The organism is Methylobacterium sp. GC_Met_2 (genome assembly GCF_026540795.1).
Lineage (GTDB): Bacteria > Pseudomonadota > Alphaproteobacteria > Rhizobiales > Beijerinckiaceae > Methylobacterium.
On record NZ_JALNUM010000117.1, the window covers coordinates 1 to 18,465 of the forward strand.

Annotated in this window: 19 protein-coding genes and 1 riboswitch; of the genes, 11 read left to right on the forward strand and 8 right to left on the reverse strand. The window is 70.2% G+C overall.

From position 1 onward, the window contains the following. Positions 1-49: 49 nt before the first annotated feature. From OXS49_RS27260 to crcB, 6 genes are all read left to right on the forward strand, one after another. Positions 50-979: a VWA domain-containing protein gene (locus OXS49_RS27260; RefSeq protein WP_267427818.1), complete on the forward strand. Its 930-nt coding sequence runs from the start codon at positions 50-52 to the stop codon at positions 977-979. 13 nt (positions 980-992) lie between these two features. After that, entirely contained in the window at positions 993-1,913 is a 921-nt protein-coding gene (locus tag OXS49_RS27265) for a tetratricopeptide repeat protein (RefSeq protein ID WP_244003360.1), read from the forward strand. 353 nt (positions 1,914-2,266) lie between these two features. Further along, positions 2,267-3,496 carry a hypothetical protein gene (locus tag OXS49_RS27270; protein ID WP_267427824.1) on the forward strand — a complete coding sequence of 410 codons (1,230 nt, stop codon included), beginning with the start codon at positions 2,267-2,269 and terminating at the stop codon, positions 3,494-3,496. Positions 3,497-3,710: 214 nt separating this feature from the next. Then, on the forward strand, positions 3,711-4,136 hold the full coding sequence (locus tag OXS49_RS27275) for an EF-hand domain-containing protein (protein WP_243997699.1): 426 nt from the start codon (positions 3,711-3,713) through the stop codon (positions 4,134-4,136). A gap of 176 nt (positions 4,137-4,312) precedes the next feature. Further along, positions 4,313-4,822 carry a hypothetical protein gene (locus tag OXS49_RS27280; protein ID WP_243997697.1) on the forward strand — a complete coding sequence of 170 codons (510 nt, stop codon included), beginning with the start codon at positions 4,313-4,315 and terminating at the stop codon, positions 4,820-4,822. Between the two features lie 63 nt (positions 4,823-4,885). Continuing rightward, positions 4,886-4,958: riboswitch (Fluoride riboswitch) on the forward strand. 85 nt (positions 4,959-5,043) lie between these two features. Further along, on the forward strand, positions 5,044-5,433 hold the full coding sequence (gene crcB / locus OXS49_RS27285) for a fluoride efflux transporter CrcB (protein ID WP_243997694.1): 390 nt from the start codon (positions 5,044-5,046) through the stop codon (positions 5,431-5,433). Positions 5,434-5,605: 172 nt separating this feature from the next. Here crcB and OXS49_RS27290 read toward each other — a convergent pair whose 3' ends face one another. Beyond that, positions 5,606-6,436 carry a pyruvate, water dikinase regulatory protein gene (locus tag OXS49_RS27290; protein ID WP_243997693.1) on the reverse strand — a complete coding sequence of 277 codons (831 nt, stop codon included), beginning with the start codon at positions 6,434-6,436 and terminating at the stop codon, positions 5,606-5,608. A 464-nt stretch (positions 6,437-6,900) separates the two neighbouring features. Here OXS49_RS27290 and OXS49_RS27295 point away from each other — a divergent pair, with 464 nt between their 5' ends. From OXS49_RS27295 to OXS49_RS27305, 3 genes are all read left to right on the forward strand, one after another. Next, positions 6,901-8,028 carry a uroporphyrinogen decarboxylase gene (locus tag OXS49_RS27295; protein WP_243997691.1) on the forward strand — a complete coding sequence of 376 codons (1,128 nt, stop codon included), beginning with the start codon at positions 6,901-6,903 and terminating at the stop codon, positions 8,026-8,028. A 7-nt stretch (positions 8,029-8,035) separates the two neighbouring features. Next, complete coding sequence (hemJ, locus tag OXS49_RS27300) at positions 8,036-8,467, forward strand: protoporphyrinogen oxidase HemJ (protein WP_243997689.1); 432 nt, start codon at positions 8,036-8,038, stop codon at positions 8,465-8,467. A gap of 79 nt (positions 8,468-8,546) precedes the next feature. Beyond that, positions 8,547-8,894, forward strand: a complete 348-nt coding sequence (locus OXS49_RS27305) for a hypothetical protein (RefSeq protein WP_267427819.1) — start codon at positions 8,547-8,549, stop codon at positions 8,892-8,894. A gap of 74 nt (positions 8,895-8,968) precedes the next feature. On the opposite strand, the gene OXS49_RS27310 is transcribed toward OXS49_RS27305, so the two are convergent. The 4 genes from OXS49_RS27310 to OXS49_RS27325 form a co-directional block, all read right to left on the reverse strand. After that, a complete protein-coding gene (locus OXS49_RS27310) occupies positions 8,969-9,376 on the reverse strand; it encodes a transcriptional regulator (protein ID WP_243997686.1) in 408 nt (135 codons plus the stop codon). Position 9,377: 1 nt separating this feature from the next. Continuing rightward, complete coding sequence (locus OXS49_RS27315) at positions 9,378-9,665, reverse strand: type II toxin-antitoxin system HigB family toxin (protein ID WP_267427820.1); 288 nt, start codon at positions 9,663-9,665, stop codon at positions 9,378-9,380. Positions 9,666-9,746: 81 nt separating this feature from the next. Next, a complete protein-coding gene (hisG, locus tag OXS49_RS27320; protein WP_267427821.1) occupies positions 9,747-10,742 on the reverse strand; it encodes an ATP phosphoribosyltransferase in 996 nt (331 codons plus the stop codon). Further along, the gene (locus tag OXS49_RS27325; RefSeq protein ID WP_243997680.1) at positions 10,739-11,878 is read right to left on the reverse strand and encodes an ATP phosphoribosyltransferase regulatory subunit; all 1,140 of its coding nucleotides are present in this window, start codon (positions 11,876-11,878) and stop codon (positions 10,739-10,741) included. Before OXS49_RS27325 ends, hisG begins: the two co-directional genes overlap by 4 nt. 484 nt (positions 11,879-12,362) lie before the next feature. On the opposite strand from OXS49_RS27325, the gene OXS49_RS27330 reads away from it, so the two are divergent. After that, positions 12,363-13,646, forward strand: coding sequence for a histidine-type phosphatase (locus OXS49_RS27330; protein WP_267427822.1), 1,284 nt, complete (start codon positions 12,363-12,365; stop codon positions 13,644-13,646). 148 nt (positions 13,647-13,794) lie between these two features. On the opposite strand, the gene OXS49_RS27335 is transcribed toward OXS49_RS27330, so the two are convergent. The 3 genes from OXS49_RS27335 to OXS49_RS27345 all read right to left on the reverse strand — a co-directional run bounded on the left by OXS49_RS27335 (position 13,795) and on the right by OXS49_RS27345 (position 16,467). Beyond that, the gene (locus OXS49_RS27335; protein ID WP_243997672.1) at positions 13,795-14,043 is read right to left on the reverse strand and encodes a hypothetical protein; all 249 of its coding nucleotides are present in this window, start codon (positions 14,041-14,043) and stop codon (positions 13,795-13,797) included. 67 nt (positions 14,044-14,110) lie between these two features. Continuing rightward, positions 14,111-15,658 (reverse strand): histidine--tRNA ligase, encoded by a 1,548-nt coding sequence (hisS, locus tag OXS49_RS27340; RefSeq protein WP_267427823.1) that lies wholly within the window; start codon positions 15,656-15,658, stop codon positions 14,111-14,113. Between the two features lie 305 nt (positions 15,659-15,963). Then, positions 15,964-16,467, reverse strand: a complete 504-nt coding sequence (locus OXS49_RS27345; protein WP_243997668.1) for a DUF3429 domain-containing protein — start codon at positions 16,465-16,467, stop codon at positions 15,964-15,966. Positions 16,468-16,917: 450 nt separating this feature from the next. Between OXS49_RS27345 and rho the strand changes: the two genes are divergently transcribed. Next, positions 16,918-18,267, forward strand: a complete 1,350-nt coding sequence (gene rho / locus OXS49_RS27350; protein WP_243923013.1) for a transcription termination factor Rho — start codon at positions 16,918-16,920, stop codon at positions 18,265-18,267. Positions 18,268-18,465 lie beyond the last annotated feature (198 nt).

Below are 18,465 nucleotides of genomic sequence, written 5' to 3' on the forward strand. Positions count from 1 at the left end.
GAGGGAGTGTCGCGCGCGCCATCTCCGGTTCGGCCCCATGAGCGCCCCCATGAGCGCCCTCGACGCCCTCGCGCTCCTGCGCCCCTGGTGGTTCCTGGCGATTCCGGTCGTCGTCCTGCTGGCCCTGCAGGCCGCGTCGCGCTCGGCGCCGCTCGGCGACTGGGCCCGGGCGGTGGATCCGGCGCTGATGGCCCATCTGGCCCGCACCGGCGCGGTGCTCGGCGGACGGCGGCAGGCGAACCTCGCCGCCGCGCTCGCGGCCGGGCTGATCGCCCTGGCGTTGACCGGACCCGCGGTGGAGCGCGCCGACGCACGCACCTTCCGCAACCTCGACGAGACCGTGATCGTCGTCGACCTGTCGCGCTCGGTCGCCGAGGGCGGCCATCTCCAGGGGGTCCGGCAGGCCGCCGCCGCCGTCGCCGAGGCCGCCGGCACCCGGGCGGTTTCCCTCGTGGTCTACGCGGGCGACGCCTACCTCGCCGCCTCCCCGACCACGGACCGCGACAGCCTCGGCACCACCCTGTTCGCGCTGGACGCCGACACGGTGCCGGACCGCGGCTCCCATCCCGAGCGCGGGTTGGCGCTCGCCCGCCGCACCCTCGCGGAGGCCAACGTGGTGTCGGCCGACGTGGTGCTGATCAGCGACGGCGACGGCATCGGCGAGGCCGCCACCCGCGAGGCGCGCGCGATCGCCGGGCAGGGCTGGCGGCTCCAGGCCCTGTTCGTCCCCGCCGACAAGCCGCTGCCGTCGAACGCGCCGAAGCCCGACCGGGCTGCCCTCGACGCCCTCGCCCGGGCCGGCGGTGGCACGACCGCCGATATCGCGGCCCCCGGCCCGGTGCTCGACGCGGTCGGGGCTGGCCTCGCCCAGCACCTCGCGGCGGGCGGCTACGGCGTGCTGGCCTACGCGGATCTCGGGCGCTGGCTGCTGCTGATCGCGGCTCTGCCGGCCCTGTTGCTGTTCCGCAGGAGTGCTTGATGAGGCGCGCGAGATGCGGCTGACCCTGCCCGAGACGGGCTTTTCCGCTCCGCTCCGCGCCGGCCTCCCGCCGCACTGGCGGAGGCTTGCCCGGATCGCCGGTCTGGCGCTTGCCGGCCTCGGCCTTCTGGCCCTGCTCGCGGTCTCGCAGCCCCGCACCGGGTTCGGGCGCCTGTTGATGGGGATCGGCCTGCCGGGGCTTGCCGCCGATGTGTTCGCTGATCCGGCCTGGCGAGCCGCCGCGCTCTACGAGGCCGGCCGCTACGCGGACGCGATCGCGCTGTTCCGCTCCGGGGGACGCCGGGCGAGCTACAATCTCGGCAACGCGCTGGCGCGGGCCGGCGATCTCGACGGGGCACTCGCCGCCTACGACGAGGCGCTACGCTTCAACCCCCGGGACGCCGACGCCCAGGCCAACCGTTCGCTGATCGCCCGGATGCGCGCCGAGGTGATCGACCGCGGACCCGGTGGCGGCATCGCCAACGGTACCGCCCAGTACGGCGCCCGCTACAACAACACCGCCAATCAGGACCAGAACAACGACATCAACGCCGCCTCCAGCGGCGAGGGTCTGGCGGGCAACAAGGAGTCGAATGCCAGCGCGTCGCTGCCCGGCAACAGCAAGGTCGCCCGCCGCGGCAAGGCCGAGCAGCAATCGATCGACGCCGGGAAGGGCCAGGCAAGGGGTTCGGCCGGCGATGCGGCCGGCCGCGGCCGGACCGGGGGCGGCGCCGCCATGGTGGCCGAGGCCCCCGAGCGCGAGGTTCGCCGGGTGACCAAGAGCTTCGAGGCCCACGAGATCCGCCCGGACCGGCTCTGGCTCCAGACCCTGCCGGACGATCCAGGCCGCTATCTCAAGCTGCGCCTGCGCGCCGAGCAGACCCGCCGGGTCGAGGCCGGCACCGCGATCCCCGCCGGGAGCAACCCGTGGTGAGTTTTTTCGGGGTTTTAGGGCTGCGCATCGGTGCCGAGACGCGCGATCCCCCTCCCCCCTATGATATTCACACATCTTCGGTGGACGCCGCCGTTGGCGGCCGGGCGCGACCGGCCCCCTCTCCCGTGCGGGAGAGGTCTGCTCTCGCAGAGAGCCGGGTGAGGGACGGGAAGGTTCAGGTTCGAGCACGCCATTACGGTGCGTGCAGGGGGCGCCGTTTTCGGGAAGGTCACACCCCTCTCCCTTCAGGAGAGGGGACCCGCGCCTTATCCGAGAGCCCCAGGGGCCGATCGAGAGGTGTGGACCCGGTAGCCCGCAAGGGGGGGAGGGAGACGCGCGCATGGCCTCTCGCCCTGTTCCTGGTCCTCACCCCCCTCCCCGCTCAGGCCGAGATCGAGCCCGGCGACCTCACCCTCACGGTCACCGCCGAGCGCAACGGCAACAGCGCCCCCTACCCCCGCGAGATGGTGCTGCTGAAGATCCACGGGGTCTACAAGCAGCCGATCCTGCTGGAGGAGGTGGTTCAGCCCTCGCTGGCCAACTTCTCCTGGACGCAGCTCGGCCGCGACCACTGGGGCAAGACCAAGCTGCCCGACGGCCAGAGCGCCATCGCGTTCGACCGCACCGTGGCGGTCTTCCCGCACCACGCCGGCCAGTTCACCATCGAGCCGTTCACCCACAAGCTCACCGTCAACGATGTCGGCGAGCGGCGGGTGGTCGAGGTGCGCTCGCAGCCGATCCCCTTCCCGGTGGCGCCCTGGACCGCCGCCACGGGCGGCCCGGACGCCAAGGAGCCCTGGTGGCTGCCCGCCCGGGACGTGGCGGTCACCGATTCGTGGAGCCCCGACCCTGAGACCATCAAGGTCGGCGAGACCGCCCGCCGGATCGTCACCCTGGAGGTCCAGGGCATGGTGGCCGAGGGCCTGCCGCCCCGGCCGGTGATGCGCACCCGCGGCATCATCACCTTCGCGGGCCCCGTCACCCGCGAGACCCTGCTGACCCCCTCGGGCCCCGTGGCCCGGGCCACCTACCAGTGGGACGTGAAGCCCGGCGTACCGGAGATCATCCCCCTCGACGCGATCGCGATCCCCTGGTTCGACACCAACACCCGCACGATGCGCGAGACCGAGATCCCAGCCCGGCAGATCGGCGGCGGCCTGCCCGACCGCGAGACCGACCGGGCGCCCCCGCCGGTCCCCGCGCCCCTGGCGGTCGCGGCAGCGGCGCTCGCCGCCTTCGGGCTCGGGCTGGCGCTGATCGGCTTCGGCCTGGGCCGGCCGACTTTGCGCCTGTCCGGGCCGACCCGGCGGCGCCTGCGGGCGGCGGCCCGCGCCGACGATCCGGCCCGGTTCCGCGCCGCCCTCGACGCGGCGATGCGCGAGGCGCCGGAGCTCGCCCGGGTCTGGCGGGCGCAGCCCGACCTCGCCGCCGCCTTCGCGGCCCTCGACCGGTCGGTGTTCGGCGCCGCGGGTGCGGCCGGACCGGATCTACCGGCCCTGGCGCGCAGCCTGTCACGCGCTCAACCGGTGGCCGCCGAACCGGGGCCCGACCGGCTGGCACCCCTCGACGGACCGGCCCGCTAGAGCGCTCTCCGCCGAAGTGGACACCGGTTCGACGCCAGAGCGCGCGTCACAACGAAGGCTTTGAGCCGGGCGCGATGGCACCACGATCGGGCGCGGCTCCGAGCGCCGCTGCGGGGGTCTTGGCGATCCTCGTCTTGTGAAGGACGGTTCGGGAACAGCCACCGCGGTTATGATTTGGGTCGCCGGCGCCGATCGCCACGGAGACCCGCTCGACATGTCCACGCCCCTGACCCGACCCATCCTCGCCGCGGCGCTCAGTGCCGCCCTGGTCCTTCCCGCCACACTTCCGACCACGGCCTTGGCCCGATCGTCCGGCGCCGAGCGCACGCTGAAGATGGTCGACACCGACAAGGACGGCACCATCGATCTCGCCGAAGCCCAGGCGGCGGCCGGCAAGGTTTTCGACGCCGCCGAGACCGACAAGGATGGCACCGTCGACGCCAAGGAGCTGAAGGGCCGGGTGAGCAAGAAGGATCTGAAGGCCGCCGACCCCGATTCCGACGGTACCCTCGACCGTAAGGAATACCTCGCCCTGGTCGAACAGCGCTTCAAGGCGGCCGATCCGGACGGCGACGGCAAGCTCGACGCCAAGGAACTCAAGACCCCCGCCGGTCGGAGCCTGCTGCAGCTTCTGAAGTGATGACCGCCTGATCGACAGCCATTGCACAGTCCATAGGCAAGTACTATTCCTGTGCAATGGCTCAAGATCTGGGCAGGCATCAATATTTTGCATGATGTTGTGTCATCGGAAAAATCTCCATAGGTTCCCAGTATCCGGTCGAACAAGAACCGGATGAACCACCAGGGAGGAGCGCGATGGCACGCGCGAACGACGTCAAGGATCGGTTCCGCGCGCGGCTGCAGGAAGCCGATGCGAGGAGCAACGCGTTTCGCCAGAAGCTTCTGGACGAGGGCAGCCGGGCGCTGCAGCCGGTCGTGGGCGTCCTGAACCTCATGGCCGAAGTGCTCAACGAGGAGGACAACGTCCACGGCAGCATCACGGGCCTGGAGGCCAGGATCGATCAGGACAACTTCATCAGCCTCTGCGCGCAGCTGCGCGGGCTCGAGGCGGAGCAGAAGATCAAGATCACGTACGGGCCGGAACTCGGCGGCAGCAACTTCATCTCGGTCTCGGGCCTGAACCAGCGCTACAACGAGCGCCTCATGCCCGGCGCGGCGCGCTGCGCCAGCGGGCGCACGGTGGGCAGCGACATCCAGCTCGACGAGCACCGGGGCGACGAGCTGGCCGAGGTAGTCCGCGAGGTGGTGGAGGATTTCTACGCCGCCCAGATCGCGCAGCGCAGCCACTTCACCTTCGCGCGTTGATCCCGGAACCGGCATGGGGGCCGGGAAACCCGGTTCCCCCCTGCACCGTCCTGCGCTAGATCTGTCGGCGATGGGGATGGAGCTCCCCGACAACCGCCCGGCATCCCCATGCCGGGCTGATGGCTCCTACCGCACGGGCGCGCTTTTCGCCGTCCGCGGTGGGGCCGTGCGCCGAAGCCGCGACGCGTGAGGTCCGCCCGACCGAAACAGGAAGGGCAGGCATGATCAAGACCCTCATCGTCATCCTCGGCGCCGGACTCGGAGGCGGTGCCCGGCACGGCGTCAACGTCGCGGTTGCGCGGCTGCTGCCGGGTCTCGGCTTTCCGCTGGCCACGCTGATCGTCAACGTGCTGGGCTCGTTCCTGATGGGCGTGTTGGCCGAGGGTTTTGCCCTGCGTGGCGCGGCCAGCCACCCGGCCCGGCTGTTCCTGACCACCGGAATTCTCGGCGGCTTCACCACCTTCTCGACCTTCTCGCTCGACGCGATCAGCCTGTACGAGCGCGGCGAGACGGCCATGGCCGCCCTCTACGTGCTGGCCTCGGTCGCCGCCGGGCTCGTGGGTCTCGTGGCGGGCCTCGCCCTGGTCCGGGCAATCCTGAGTGGGAGCTGAAAAAGTCCTGGTTTCAAAAGGTCTTCGACCTTTTGCGGGTGCAGGGTGGAACCCTGCTGTCGGGCTTCGCTCGAGCGTCGGGCTTCGCTCGAGCGTCGGGCTTCGCCCGAGCGTCGGGGCGCTGCCCCGACACCCCGCCAAAGGGCTCGCCCTTTGGGAACCCCGGACGGACTCAATCCGCGATGAACTTCAGGCGGTGGTCGCGGTAGAGGTCGACGATCGCGGCCGCCGTCTCCTCGATGGAGCGGCGGGTCACGTCGATCGTCGGCCAGCGGTTCTTGACGAACAGCCGGCGCGACATGGTGATCTCGTCCGCCACCGCCGAGCGGTCGACGTAGAGGGACGATTCGTCAGCGTTGAGGCTGGAGAGCCGGTTCTGGCGGATCTGCACGATCCGCTCCGGTGACGCGAACAGGCCCACCACCAGCGGCTTGCGCGCGCGCTCGATCGCCGGCGGCAGCGGCATCCCCGGCACCAGCGGCAGGTTGGTGGTCTTGAGGCCGCGATTGGCGAGGTAGATCGAGGTCGGCGTCTTCGAGGTGCGGCTGACCCCGAGCAGGATCACGTCGGCCTCCTCCAGATCGTCCGGCAGGTTGCCGTCGTCGTGGGCCAGCGTGAAGTTCATCGCGTCGATGCGCTTGAAGTACTCCGCGTTCAGCATGTGCTGGGCGCCCGGCCGGGCCGTGGTCTCGGCGCCGAGATAGGCGCGCAGCAGGTCGTGAACCGGCCGCAGCACCGACAGGCACGGGGAACCCGTCTCCCGGGCGACCTCCTCCAGCCGCTCGCCGAGATCGCCGCCCACCAGGGTGTAGAGCACGAGGCCCGGCGCGGCCCGGATCTCCGAGATGACCCGGTCGAGCTGCGCCGCCGAGCGCACCAGCGGGTAGACGTGCTCGATCGCCGACACCCCCTCGTACTGGGCGGCGGCCGCCCGCCCGACATTGATCAGCGTCTCGCCGGTCGAGTCGGAGACGAGGTGGAGGTGGAAATAGCTGCGGCCCATCTGGTCGCCTTCGTCGCGGGGCCCGGGTTATCCACCGCCGGCCGCCTGGGGAGTCGATCCGTGTGGATAGGATGCCCGACCGGGCCGGTCCAGAACGGGACGGTGTTCGGTTATCGACTCCGCCGTTCACAGGCCCGCGATTTGGGCAGGCGGAATCCGGGCCCGTGGGAGAATCCGGGACACACGGGGGGTGCGTACACGACTCGGCGTAGCCAAGGCGCTGTCGGACCATCCGGTTCTCGCAATATGGAGCGAATCCTTTAAAGCCTCGTTAACGGCGCGGCGGCGGGGACGGCCTGTGGACCCGTTTGTGCGCCCGATCCTCGGCCCCCCAATAGAAAAAACAGAGTCCTAGAATCTCTCTTTTCTTTTCGAAGGGGCCTGTGTGGGGATCGGTGCGCCTCGACTCGACAGGAGGCGCGCCGACAGGCATTCGGGATCGGACAAGCGGGGGTGGAGCGCAGATGACGGGGACGCCGCAGGGGGAGCGCAAGGTGCTGCGTGTCCTCGAGGGAGAAGCCATCGGGCCGCCCCCCGCCTGGATGATGCGCCAAGCGGGCCGCTATCTGCCGGAATACCGGGCGAGCCGGGCCGAGGCGGGCTCGTTCCTCGATCTCTGCTACAGTCCGGATTTCGCCGTCGAGGTCACCCTTCAGCCGATCCGGCGCTTCGGCTTCGACGCCGCGATCCTGTTCTCGGACATCCTCGTCGTCCCGCATGCGCTCGGTCAGGACGTGCGCTTCGTGGAGGGCGAGGGACCGCGCCTCGACCCGCTCGACGGGCGTGAGGCGTTTTCGCGCTTGCGCGAGGTCGGCGACCCGGCCGTGATGACCCACCTCGCCCCGGTTTTCGAGACGGTGAAGCGGTTGCGCGCCGAACTGCCCCGCGAGACCACGCTGCTCGGCTTCTGCGGCGCCCCCTGGACGGTGGCGAGCTACATGATCGGTGGGCGCGGCACCCCGGACCTCGCCCCCGCGCGGGCGCTGGCCGAGGGCGACACGGCCCTGGTCGACACCCTGATCGACCGCCTCGTCACCGTGCAGACCGACTACCTCGTGCGCCAGCTCGAGGCCGGCGCCGATGCGGTGCAGATCTTCGAGTCCCATGCCGGCACCCTGCCGCTGGCTCTTCCCGCCGCGGCCGGCACCGTCGAGCCTGTGGGCGACGTCGCCGAGAGCGCGCTGCCGGATGCGAGCGTGGATGCCCTCACCCGCTGGTCCCTGCGGCCGATCGCCCGGATGATCGCGGGCGTGCGCGACAAGGTACCCGGGGCCAAGATCATCGTGTTCGCCCGCGGCTCGGGGCTCGACGGCCATGCCCGCGTGGTGCCCGAGACCGGCGCCGACGCCGTCGGGGTCGATTGGGGCGTGGACCTGAAGGCGCTGCGCGGCCGGGTGCCGGCCTCCACGGTGACGCAGGGCAACCTGCATCCCGACACGCTGATCGAGGGCGGTGCGGCCCTCGACGCGGCGGTGGACACCGTGCTGGCCGCGACCGCGGGCCTGCCGCACATCTTCAACCTCGGCCACGGCATCACGCCGCAGACGCCGGTCGCCCATGTCGAGCGCATGCTCGCACGGCTGCGGGGCTGAGCCGGCCGTGCTGTACGACTGGATCAAGGTCGGGCACATCGTCAGCCTGATCGCCTGGATGGCGGGTATGCTCTATCTGCCCCGGCTGTTCGTCTACCACGCGAGCCTGCCGCCGGGCTCCGAGGGGCAATCGGCGACCTTCAAGGTCATGGAGCGCCGCCTGCTCAAGGCGATCATGACCCCGGCGCTGATCGCCACCTGGGTGTTCGGGCTGATCCTCGCCTGGATGAGCGGCTACTATGCGGCGCCCTGGCTGCAGGCGAAATTCGTGCTGGTGCTGGCGATGTCGGGCATCCACGGCTGGCTCGCCCGGATGGTCAAGGATTTCGCCGCCGACCGGAACACGCGCGGCCACCGGTTCTACCGGATCCTCAACGAGGTGCCGACGCTCCTGATGATCGTCATCGTCATCCTGGTGGTGGTCAAGCCAGGCCTGTGATCCTGTGATCCCGGGCCTGATTCACCACGCCGCCGGCGCGCGAGGCGGAGCTTTTCGCGCGGCGGCTCGTTCTGAGCCCATGTCGAGATTGTTCCCCGCCGTCCTGGCCCTGGCCACCCTGACGTTCGGCTCCTACGCCCATGCGGCGAGCTTTCCCTGCGACAAGGCCGAGGCGCCCGACGAGAAGGCCATCTGCACGCACCTGCCCCTCAACGACCGGGACATCGAGATGGCGACCCGGTTCGAGATCCTGAAGGCGGTGCTGCCGATGGGCGGCCAGGGGAAGCTGCGCGAGGATCAGGAAGCGTGGCTCAAGGAGCGCCGGACTTGCGGCGGCGACGTGGCCTGCCTGACCGGGATCTACGACGCCCGGCTCAAGGTGCTGCGCGGGGTGCTTTCGGAGTTCGCCAAGCAGGGGCCGCAGTAGAGGATCGGGGGCGCCTTGCCTTTCCGCATCGCCGGGTAGAACCGGAATCTCGGCCGATCATTTACACCGGACCTTCATAGGTCGAGGAAACTTTCCGCCGAGAACGAAAAACGTGCGCTCAAGGCCCGGGCCTGACGGATGTTGATCCGCCGCTTCCCGCTCAGGATCTCCGAAACCACCGACTGCGTACCGACTTCCGGCAGATCGCCCTGGCCAAGGCCGCGCTCATCCATGATGTAGCGCAGGGCGGCGGCACCGGTGACCCTCGGCATGGGGCGATGTGCCTCGTCGTAGGCCTCGATCAGATCGCCCATGCGGGAGGCGAGGACCGCCAGGGGATGATCCTCGTCCTCGCCGACAAGACTGAGAATCTGGTCCATGGCCTGAACCAGTCGGTCATAATCGCCGCGGGTCGCCGGGGCGGTCAGCAGCGGAGCGACGTGCGGCCAATGCTCCACTGCCTTCTCCACAAGGGTGGTCATCTCATACCTTCCATTTGCCCTTATCGTATGTGGCGTGATCCAGGATCGCTTGGATATAGACTTTCATAAATTTATATTGAACGATGGCAATCAGGCGTAGTTTATTTCCGCCGATATTGAAGACATGCAGACGGTCGACCTTATCGGTTGCCGGAAATAGCTCCTTCATCTGGGCGAAGTCGCACGGTTCCGCGCTCTTCATCAGGCGATACCAAGTATCAAGCGCGTCGGCGGCACGCGGCCACGTTCGCTTGGCCTCCCAGATCCGAGCTTGGGTAATGACGTGCATGGGGTCGCGGCCGCATCGCAGTTTGCGATACTAGCGGATTGGCGCAGCAGCGGGAAGCCACCGCACGGAGCGTCCCGCTCCCTACAACCGCGCCAGCAACCGCTCCGCCAGCGGGTTTTCGGCCGCGAACGCATAATCCACCCGCCGCACCGTCACGGCCCGCGCTCCGGCCTCGACCAGCGCCCCCGCGAGGTCGAACACCGCCCCCTCCGGGCAGCGCAGCACGATCTCACCGTCGGCCCCCCGCGGGGCCCCGTAGGGCAGTTCCGCCTCGTGCAACCCTGCGATGCTGGCGAGGTCGATCATGCCGCTCTCCGGCAGGGCGGCGCGCACCTCCCGGGTGGTGCGGGCGCGCTCCTCGGCGGCGATCCGGCCGAGCACGGTGCGGAGCGCCGCCCGCTGGCCCGCGCCCCAGGGCGCCTTGAGCGAGGCCACGAGGTTCGCCTCCGAGCGCAGGATGATCCCGTCCTCCAGCACCTTCAGGGCGTTGGCGCTGAGCGTCGCCCCCGTGGTGGTGATGTCGACCACGATCTCGGCCGAGCCGGCGGCGGGCGCCCCCTCGGTGGCGCCCAGACTCTCGACGATCCGGTAATCGGCCACGCCCTTCTCGGCGAAGAACCGGCGGGTCAGGTTCACGTATTTGGTGGCGACCCGCAGGCGCCGGCCGTGGCGGGCGCGCATGCCGGCCGCGACCTCGTCGAGATCCGACATGTCGCGCACGTCGATCCAGGCCTGGGGTACGGCCACCACCACGGTGGCGTTGCCGAAGCCGAGCGGCGTCAGCAGTTCCACCTGGCCGCGGACGTCCGGCAGGGTCTCGCGGATCAGATCCTCGCCGGTCACCCCGAGATGGGCGGCGCCCGAGGCGAGCTGCGCGGCGATCTCGGAGGCCGAGAGGTAGCGCACCTCGACGTCGGGCACGCCGAGCAGCTTGCCCCGGTAATCGCGGGCGCCCGCGCCTTGCGCGAGCTTGAGGCCCGCGCGGCCGAAGAACGCGCTGGCATTCTCCTGCAGGCGTCCCTTGGACGGGACCGCCAAGATGAGGGGCTCGAAGATGAGGGGCTCGGAAGCGCTCATTGTCCGGCTCCCGCCACGCGCTCGATCCAGAAGGTGCAGCCCACCGCGGGCAGCGGCACCGGGCTGCCGAGATGTCCGAGGAGCCCATCGTAGCGCCCGCCCCCGACCAGGATCGGGCCGTCGCGCTCGGTCACCTCGAAGATGAAGCCGGTATAATAGTCGAGGTTGCGGGCGAAGCCGCCCTGGAAGCGGAAGCGTTCGATCGGCAGGCCCCGGGCCGCGATGAAGCCGGTGCGCTCCTCGAACAGGTCGAGGGCGGCCGAGAGGGCGTCGTGGCGGATGTTCGCGTCGGCGACCAGCGCCCGCAGATCACGCGCCGCAGCGTCCGGATGGCCGGCGATCGCCCGGTAGCGGTCGAGGATCGCGCGGTTCTCGGTGTTGAGCCCGGCCCCGCCATGGGCCTGCGCGGAGGCTTTGGCGAGGAAGCGCTCGGCGATCTCGCCCGCGCTGCGCCCGCCCACCGCCGAGATCCCGGCGATCGCCAGCACGTCCTCCACGAAGGCGCGTACCCCGCGCGGGTCCTGGCCCTGGATCGCTGCCAGAAGGCCGGCATGCGGATCCTCGGGCCGCGCTCCGGCACCGTTGGTCACGGCGTCGAGCGAGCGCCCGGCGGCGAGCGCCCGCAGGGTCCGCCGCTTGGCCGCGGGCGGCACTGCGAGCCCGTCGAGGAGCGCTACGGTCAGGCCCATATCGCCGAGCCGCACCGCCGGATCGTGCCGGCCGAACAGCGCGAGACCTTCGAGGGCGAGGCCCAGCACCTCGGCGTCCGCGGCCGGCGTGTCGGTGCGCCCGATCGATTCGATCCCGGCCTGGAAGAACTCGTCGGGCTCGTCGGCGGCCAGCCGGAAGACGGGTCCGCAATAGCTGTAATCGGCCACCCGCCCGTCGGCCTCGGCCCGGTGCAGGCGGCAGACCGGAATGGTGAATTCCGGGCGCAGGCACAGTTCCGCCCCGGCCGCGTCCTGGGTCACGAAGATCCGGCGGCGGATATCCTCGCCGGACAGTTCCAGGAACGGCTCCAGCGGCTGCAGCACCGGCGGCGTCACCGGCCGGTAGCCCGCCGCCGTCAGATGGGCGAGCAGACGCGTCCGTGCCGCGTCCCCCGCCCCCGTCTCACCCGCCTCCGGTCGTGTCATCGTGTCCACCTCGCGGGCGCTCTGTAGCAACCGCGGCCGGGCTTGGCGACACGCCCCGCGCTGGTCCGGCGCGCGGGACTGCGCAGGGGCCGTCCGAGCCGATCGGCACGCCGATCACGGGATTCCAAAGGGCTCGCCCTTTGGCGGGTCGTCATGGCAGAGCCCTGACAGATCGGGCGAAGCCCTGGTGCGGGCAAAGCCCTGGTGCGGGCAAAGCCCGACCATCGGGCGAAGCCCGACAGCAGGGCCCTGCCCTGCACCCGCGAAAGGGCTCGCCCTTTCGAAACCAGGATATTCGATTTGTGAATCAATGCAATGACGCGTCAGATTACAATTTATCGATCATACGAGCTGAAAATGAAGTCGATACGACTCCTAATCCAGCAGATTAAGGCTTCGAAAGCGGATGGATTGCGTCCGCCTCTGAGCCTGAGCATTGTCGGGTCGTCGGATCATCCGGCGACGGTGTGGAGAAGATCCCGGGATGACTCGGCGCGTCTTTCAGATCCCCGGTCGGCGACAGGTGGGCCTCGCCGCCGCGCTGACCCTGATCCTGGCGGCGCAGGCGCCCGCCCGGGCCGAGCCCAAGCTCGAACGGGTGGTGACGATCACCCGCCACGGCGTCCGCGCGCCGACCGCCTCGCCGGCTGCGCTGGAGGCTAAGACCGGGCGGCCCTGGCCCGCCTTCCCGGTCGAGCCGGGCGAGCTGACCCCGCACGGCGCCGAGGCCCTGTCCCGGATGGGAGCCTACCTGCGGACGGTCTATGCCGCGGCGGAGCTGCTGCCCGCGACCGGCTGCCCGGCGCCGAACGCCGTGCAGGTCTGGGCGGACGGCGCCGCGAACCGCACCCGCCGGAGCGGCCAGATCCTGGCCGACGCCGTCCTCCCGGGTTGCGGCCTCGTGGCGCGCCATGGGCCGGTGGGTGCCATCGATCCGGTCTTCGACAGCGGGCGCGTCTGCCCCCTGGACCCGGTCGTGGCCCTGGCGGCGATCCAGAGCCGGACGGTGGGCGGGATCGCGGTGACCGATAAGCCGTCCGAGAAGGCCATCGCGGCGCTGAAACGGATCCTTGGCCCGCAGGCCTGCACGGCGGTCCCGGCCGCCTGCCTGGACGGTCCGAGCACGCTGGTCGCCGAGCCGGCCGGGCCGAAGATCGCCGGTCCATTGGCGCTCGCCGCCATGGTGTCGGAGAACCTGCTCCTGGAATACGCGGAGGGCCTGCCGGCCGAACAGGTTGCCTGGGGGCAGGGCTCGCCCGAGACCCTGGCGACGCTGCTGCCCGCCCACCGACGGTCGGCCGACCTCCTGCGGCGGACGCCCGAGATCGCCCAGTTCCGCGCGGCGACGCTGCTGCGGATGCTGGCCGACCTGTTGCAGGGCGAGGCGCCCCGGGGACTCGGCGTCCCGCCGCTCGGGGCGAGCGCGCGCCTCGTCATGCTGGCCGGGCACGACACCACCCTGTCGAGCCTGTCGGGCGCCCTCGGCCTCGGCTGGTCGCTCCCGGGTCAGCCGGACCCGACGGCCCCCGACACCACCCTGGCCTTCGAGGTCTGGGGCCATCCCGAGAGCGGGGCGCGGACGGTTCGAGTCAAGATCTACGCCCAGACCCTCGATCAGCTGCGCACCGCCCGGCCGCTCGGCCCCCGCGACCCGCCGGTCGCGCTGCCGCTGGCGATCGGGATCTGCCCGGCGCGGGACGGCGGCTGCGACCTCGCGACATTCGCCGCCAAGGTCCGCGCCGCGCTGCCGCCGATCTGCGTGCGGTAGAGCCGCGTCCCGGTTTCGAAAGGGCGAGCCCTTGCGCGGGTCTAGGGCAGAACCCTGGTGCCGGGTGTCGAGCCTCAGGGGCTCCGCCCCCGAACCCCTGCCCAAGGGCTCGCCCTTGGGAAACCGTGACCGAGTGTCGGAGGCGCCCTCAGAGCGGGCGGGCGCTGCCGAGACGGGCGCCGCGGGGCCGCCGCGCCGGCTTCTTCCGGGTCAGGGAAGCGAGCGCGGGGCCCCCCGCGACGCCGGCGCTGAGGATCGGGGCGCTGCCGGTTCCGGGCGTGGCCGACGCCACGGCGCTGGGCAACGGACCGGGCACCGGGCGGGCTGCGGAAGCCGGTACCGCGCCGGCAAGGAGCAGCACGGCCGGCAGGATCAGCGTGGGAGTCTTGAAGCGCATCCCCGGATTTCCCTGCCGACACGGTCGCGGCATCGACCGGGAACAACGCCGCGGAGGCTTGTGCGTTTCAACCGGCGGTCGACGGAAAGTGCCGAGCCAGCACGGTACGGACCTGCGCCACCAGATCGGCCTCCGGACAGGAGAATTGCGCCGGCCGCGCGGCCTTCCACTCGGCGTTGCTGGCAATGGATTCAGCCGCCCGGGCGCCCTCGATCAGATCCTTGATCTGGACCTCGCCGGCCAAGCGCTCGTTCGAGCCCTGGATGATCGCCACCGGGGCGCGGCGGCGGTCGGCATATTTCATCTGCGCCTTCATGCCGGCTGCGCCGAGATAGAGCTCGGCCCGGATGCCGTCGGCGCGCAGCAGCGCCACGAGGCGCTGGTAGTCGGCCATGTTCTCCCGGTCGAGGACCAGCACCACCACCGGCCCGGGGGTGTCGGTGCCGGCGAGCAGTGGACTGTTCACGAGCTGCAGGGCCGAGAACAGGCGCGAGACGCCGATCGAGAAGCCGGCCGCCGGCACCGGCTCGGCCCGGAACCGTCCGACCAGCCCGTCGTAGCGCCCGCCGCCCGCCACCGAGCCGAACCGTACGGTCTGGCCGTCCTCGTTGATGACCGGGAAGGTCAGCTCGGCTTCGTAGACCGGGCCGGTATAGTATTCGAGCCCGCGCACCACGCTCGGATCGGCGCGGATCACGTCGTGGCCGTAGCCGGCGGCCGCGCAGAGGCGCATGATCGCATGCAGCTCGGCGATGCCCTCCCGGCCGGTCTCCGAATCGCCGACCGCGTCGTGCCAGCCGGCAAAGAACTTTTCCCAGAACGCCACCTTGTCGGCGCCGTCCGCGGCACTGGCCTGGAACGACACGTAGGCCAGGATCCGCCCGATCGCCGCCGCGTCGAGGCCCGCACCCTTGGTGAAGTCGCCGCTCTCGTCCTTGCGGCCGGCGCCCAGGAGGTCGCGCACCCCATCGACGCCAAGCCGGTCGAGCTTGTCGATCGCCCGCAGCACGGTCAGGCGCTGGCCGGCCCGGTCGTCACCCGCGAGGCCCGCCGCCTCCATCACGCCGTCGAGCACTTTGCGGTCGTTGACCTTGACTACGTACTGGCCGCCAAGCCCGAGCCGGTTCAGCGTGTCGGCCATCAGCATGCAGATCTCGGCATCGGCCGCGATGCTGCCCGCGCCCACGATGTCGGCGTCGAACTGCATGAACTGGCGGAACCGGCCCGGCCCCGGCTTCTCGTTGCGGAAGACGTAGCCGGCCCGGTAGCTGCGATAGGGTTTAGGCAGGGCGTCGAAATTCTCGGCCACGAACCGGGCAAGCGGCGCCGTCAGGTCGTAGCGCAGCGACAGCCACGCCTCGTCGTCGTCCTGGAACGAGAACACGCCCGCGTTCGGCCGGTCGAGGTCGGGCAGGAACTTGCCCAACGCCTCGGTGTACTCGACGAAGGGGGTCTCCAAGGCCTCGAAGCCGTAGAGCTCGAAGCTCCGCCGGATCGTCTCCAGCATCCGGTGCTGCGCGGCGATCTCACCGGCGCGCCGGTCGACGAAGCCGCGCGGCAGGCGTGGCTTGAGGATGTCGGCCTTCTCGGCCTTGGGAGTCTCGGCCTTGGACATGGGGGCGCGTTCGCTTCTCGCGGACCCGAACACGGATCCGGCATCGGATTGAATCGTCCCCGGCGGCCGGGGATCCTGCGGCCGGGCTCTAGAGCATGCGGTGCGAAAGGGGAATTCGGTTTGCGGATGCGACCCTGCGCTTGGCCGGATCCGCCACGCGCCTCTCCCTCCCCCTCCGCGGCGGGAGGGAGAGGCGCGTGTTCTGATACCGCTCGCCTTCTCCAACCGTGATCGAGGAATCCGTTAGTCCGGGTGAGAACATGCTGCATCCGACGGCGCGTTGTGCCGCGTGCCGCTGGACGACGTCAGTACGGCGCCGTCAGCTTCAGCCAGAGCAGGACCGCGAGGCTCACCACGGCGATCGGCATCTGGAGCGGGCGCAGGCGGGCATGCGCCAGGGGCACCGCACCGGAGCGCGCCGCGATCGGATCGAAGATCCCGACGACGGCGTAGCCCAGGATCAGCATCACCAGAGCCGGCACAGCCTTGCCCATCACGGCGGAGAACAGGCTGAACAGCCCGAGTGCGTAGATCACCAGCATCGTGACGATCTGCGACAGCCGCGGGCCGCCCTCGGTCCGGAAGCTGACGCCCCGGTGGACGCCGGCGAGGAACAGCAGGATCGAGGCCGCGTACAGCAGGGTGAACAGGGCCACGAGGTAGTCGAGCGGCTGTCCGTTCAGCCACCAAGCGGCCGCGGCGCCGACTACGATCGGCACCATCGGGCCGAAGCCGAACACGACGTCGAGCCATGGGATCCGGCGCGGCTCGTGGGCGGTGATGGTGCGTCCGGCGGCATCGTCGCGCATGGTGGTCTAATGGGCTTTCGGGTCTGAACCGGATTGCGGATCTGAAATAGGTTGCGGGTCTGAAACAGGTTGCGGGTCTGAAACAGGTTAACGGTCTGCTGCGCTGCAGCACCGGGACGGGGAACGATCCCGTGCGGACCCGGTTCCGAATCCGTCCGCGGCGTCGCCTGTCTAACCCCGACGCAACCCGTCCGCGAGGGCCTTTAGCACACCTCTCGCCGTGCCCTCCGTGCAAGGCCCTTGAGTGTGGGGGCGAAACGCGTTATCCGTACCGGGCCCTCATCTCAAGGTCTGCGCCGTAGCGCGCCCGTGAGGGTCCTGCCAGAACGGTTTCGCCACCCTGATCCTCGGGCCCCTCGCCGCAGCGCGGCCCGCCCATCGCCGCCCGTCCCCCGGGTGCGTGGCACAGAACCGGCCCTCCCACCTTCTCCGTCGGTTGCAAGACACCCCATGACGCCACACCCCGACGCCCTCGCCGAGATCGAGACCGAGGAGCCGGCCGATGCGCCGGCCCTCCCCGCCGCCCTCGAAGGTGTCCGCGAGGTCAAGCTCCAGGATCTCAAGGCGAAGACGCCCACCGACCTGACGGCCTTCGCCGAGGAGGTCGAGGTCGAGAACGCCTCGACCATGCGCAAGCAGGAGCTGATGTTCGCGATCCTGAAGCAGCTCGCTGCCAAGGAGATCGAGATCATCGGCTCGGGCACCGTCGAGGTGCTGCAGGACGGCTTCGGCTTCCTGCGCTCCTCGGACTCGAACTACCTGCCCGGCCCCGACGACATCTACATCTCGCCGACCCAGATCCGCCGCTTCGGCCTGCGCACCGGCGACACCGTCGAGGGCCCGATCCGCGGCCCCAAGGACGGCGAGCGCTACTTCGCGCTCCTGAAGGTCAACACGATCAACTTCGAGAACCCGGAGAAGATCAAGCACAAGGTCCACTTCGACAACCTGACGCCGCTCTTCCCGACGAAGCGGTTCAAGCTCGAACTGGACAACCCGACCAAGAAGGACTTCTCGCCGCGGATCATCGACATCGTGGCGCCGATCGGCAAGGGCCAGCGCGCCCTGATCGTGGCGCCGCCGCGCACGGGTAAGACCGTGCTGATGCAGAACATCGCGCAGTCGATCACCCTCAATCACCCCGAGTGCTACCTGATCGTGCTGCTCATCGACGAGCGGCCCGAGGAGGTCACCGACATGCAGCGCTCGGTGAAGGGCGAGGTCATCGCCTCCACCTTCGACGAGCCGGCCACCCGCCACGTGCAGGTCGCCGAGATGGTGATCGAGAAGGCCAAGCGCCTCGTCGAGCACGGCCGCGACGTGGTGATCCTGCTGGATTCCATCACCCGCCTCGGCCGCGCCTACAACACGGTGGTGCCGTCCTCCGGCAAGGTGCTGACCGGCGGTGTCGACGCCAACGCCCTCCAGCGGCCCAAGCGCTTCTTCGGCGCGGCCCGCAACATCGAGGAGGGCGGCTCGCTCTCGATCATCGCCACGGCGCTGATCGACACCGGCTCGCGCATGGACGAGGTGATCTTCGAGGAGTTCAAGGGCACCGGCAATTCCGAGATCATCCTGGACCGCAAGGTCTCCGACAAGCGCATCTTCCCGGCGATCGACATCACCCGCTCGGGCACCCGCAAGGAGGAGCTGCTGGTCCCGCCGGATGCGCTCAAGAAGACCTACGTGCTGCGCCGCATCCTCAACCCGATGGGCGTCACCGACGCAATCGAGTTCCTCATGGACAAGCTGCGCCAGACCAAGAGCAACGGCGACTTCTTCGACTCGATGAACACCTGAGGCGCACGCACCCCTGGCGGCGCTGCGATAGTCCCGGAGCCTAGCCCGGGACGCAGTTCCGCCTCGCCTCGATCCCGAACCTAAATTGACACGCGCGCTCCCTCCCCCCTCTGCGGGCTACGATATTCACACATCGCGGGCCGAGGCGCTCTCTCCTCCCCCTTGCGGGGAGGAGTTGGAGGTGGGGGTGGTGCGGAA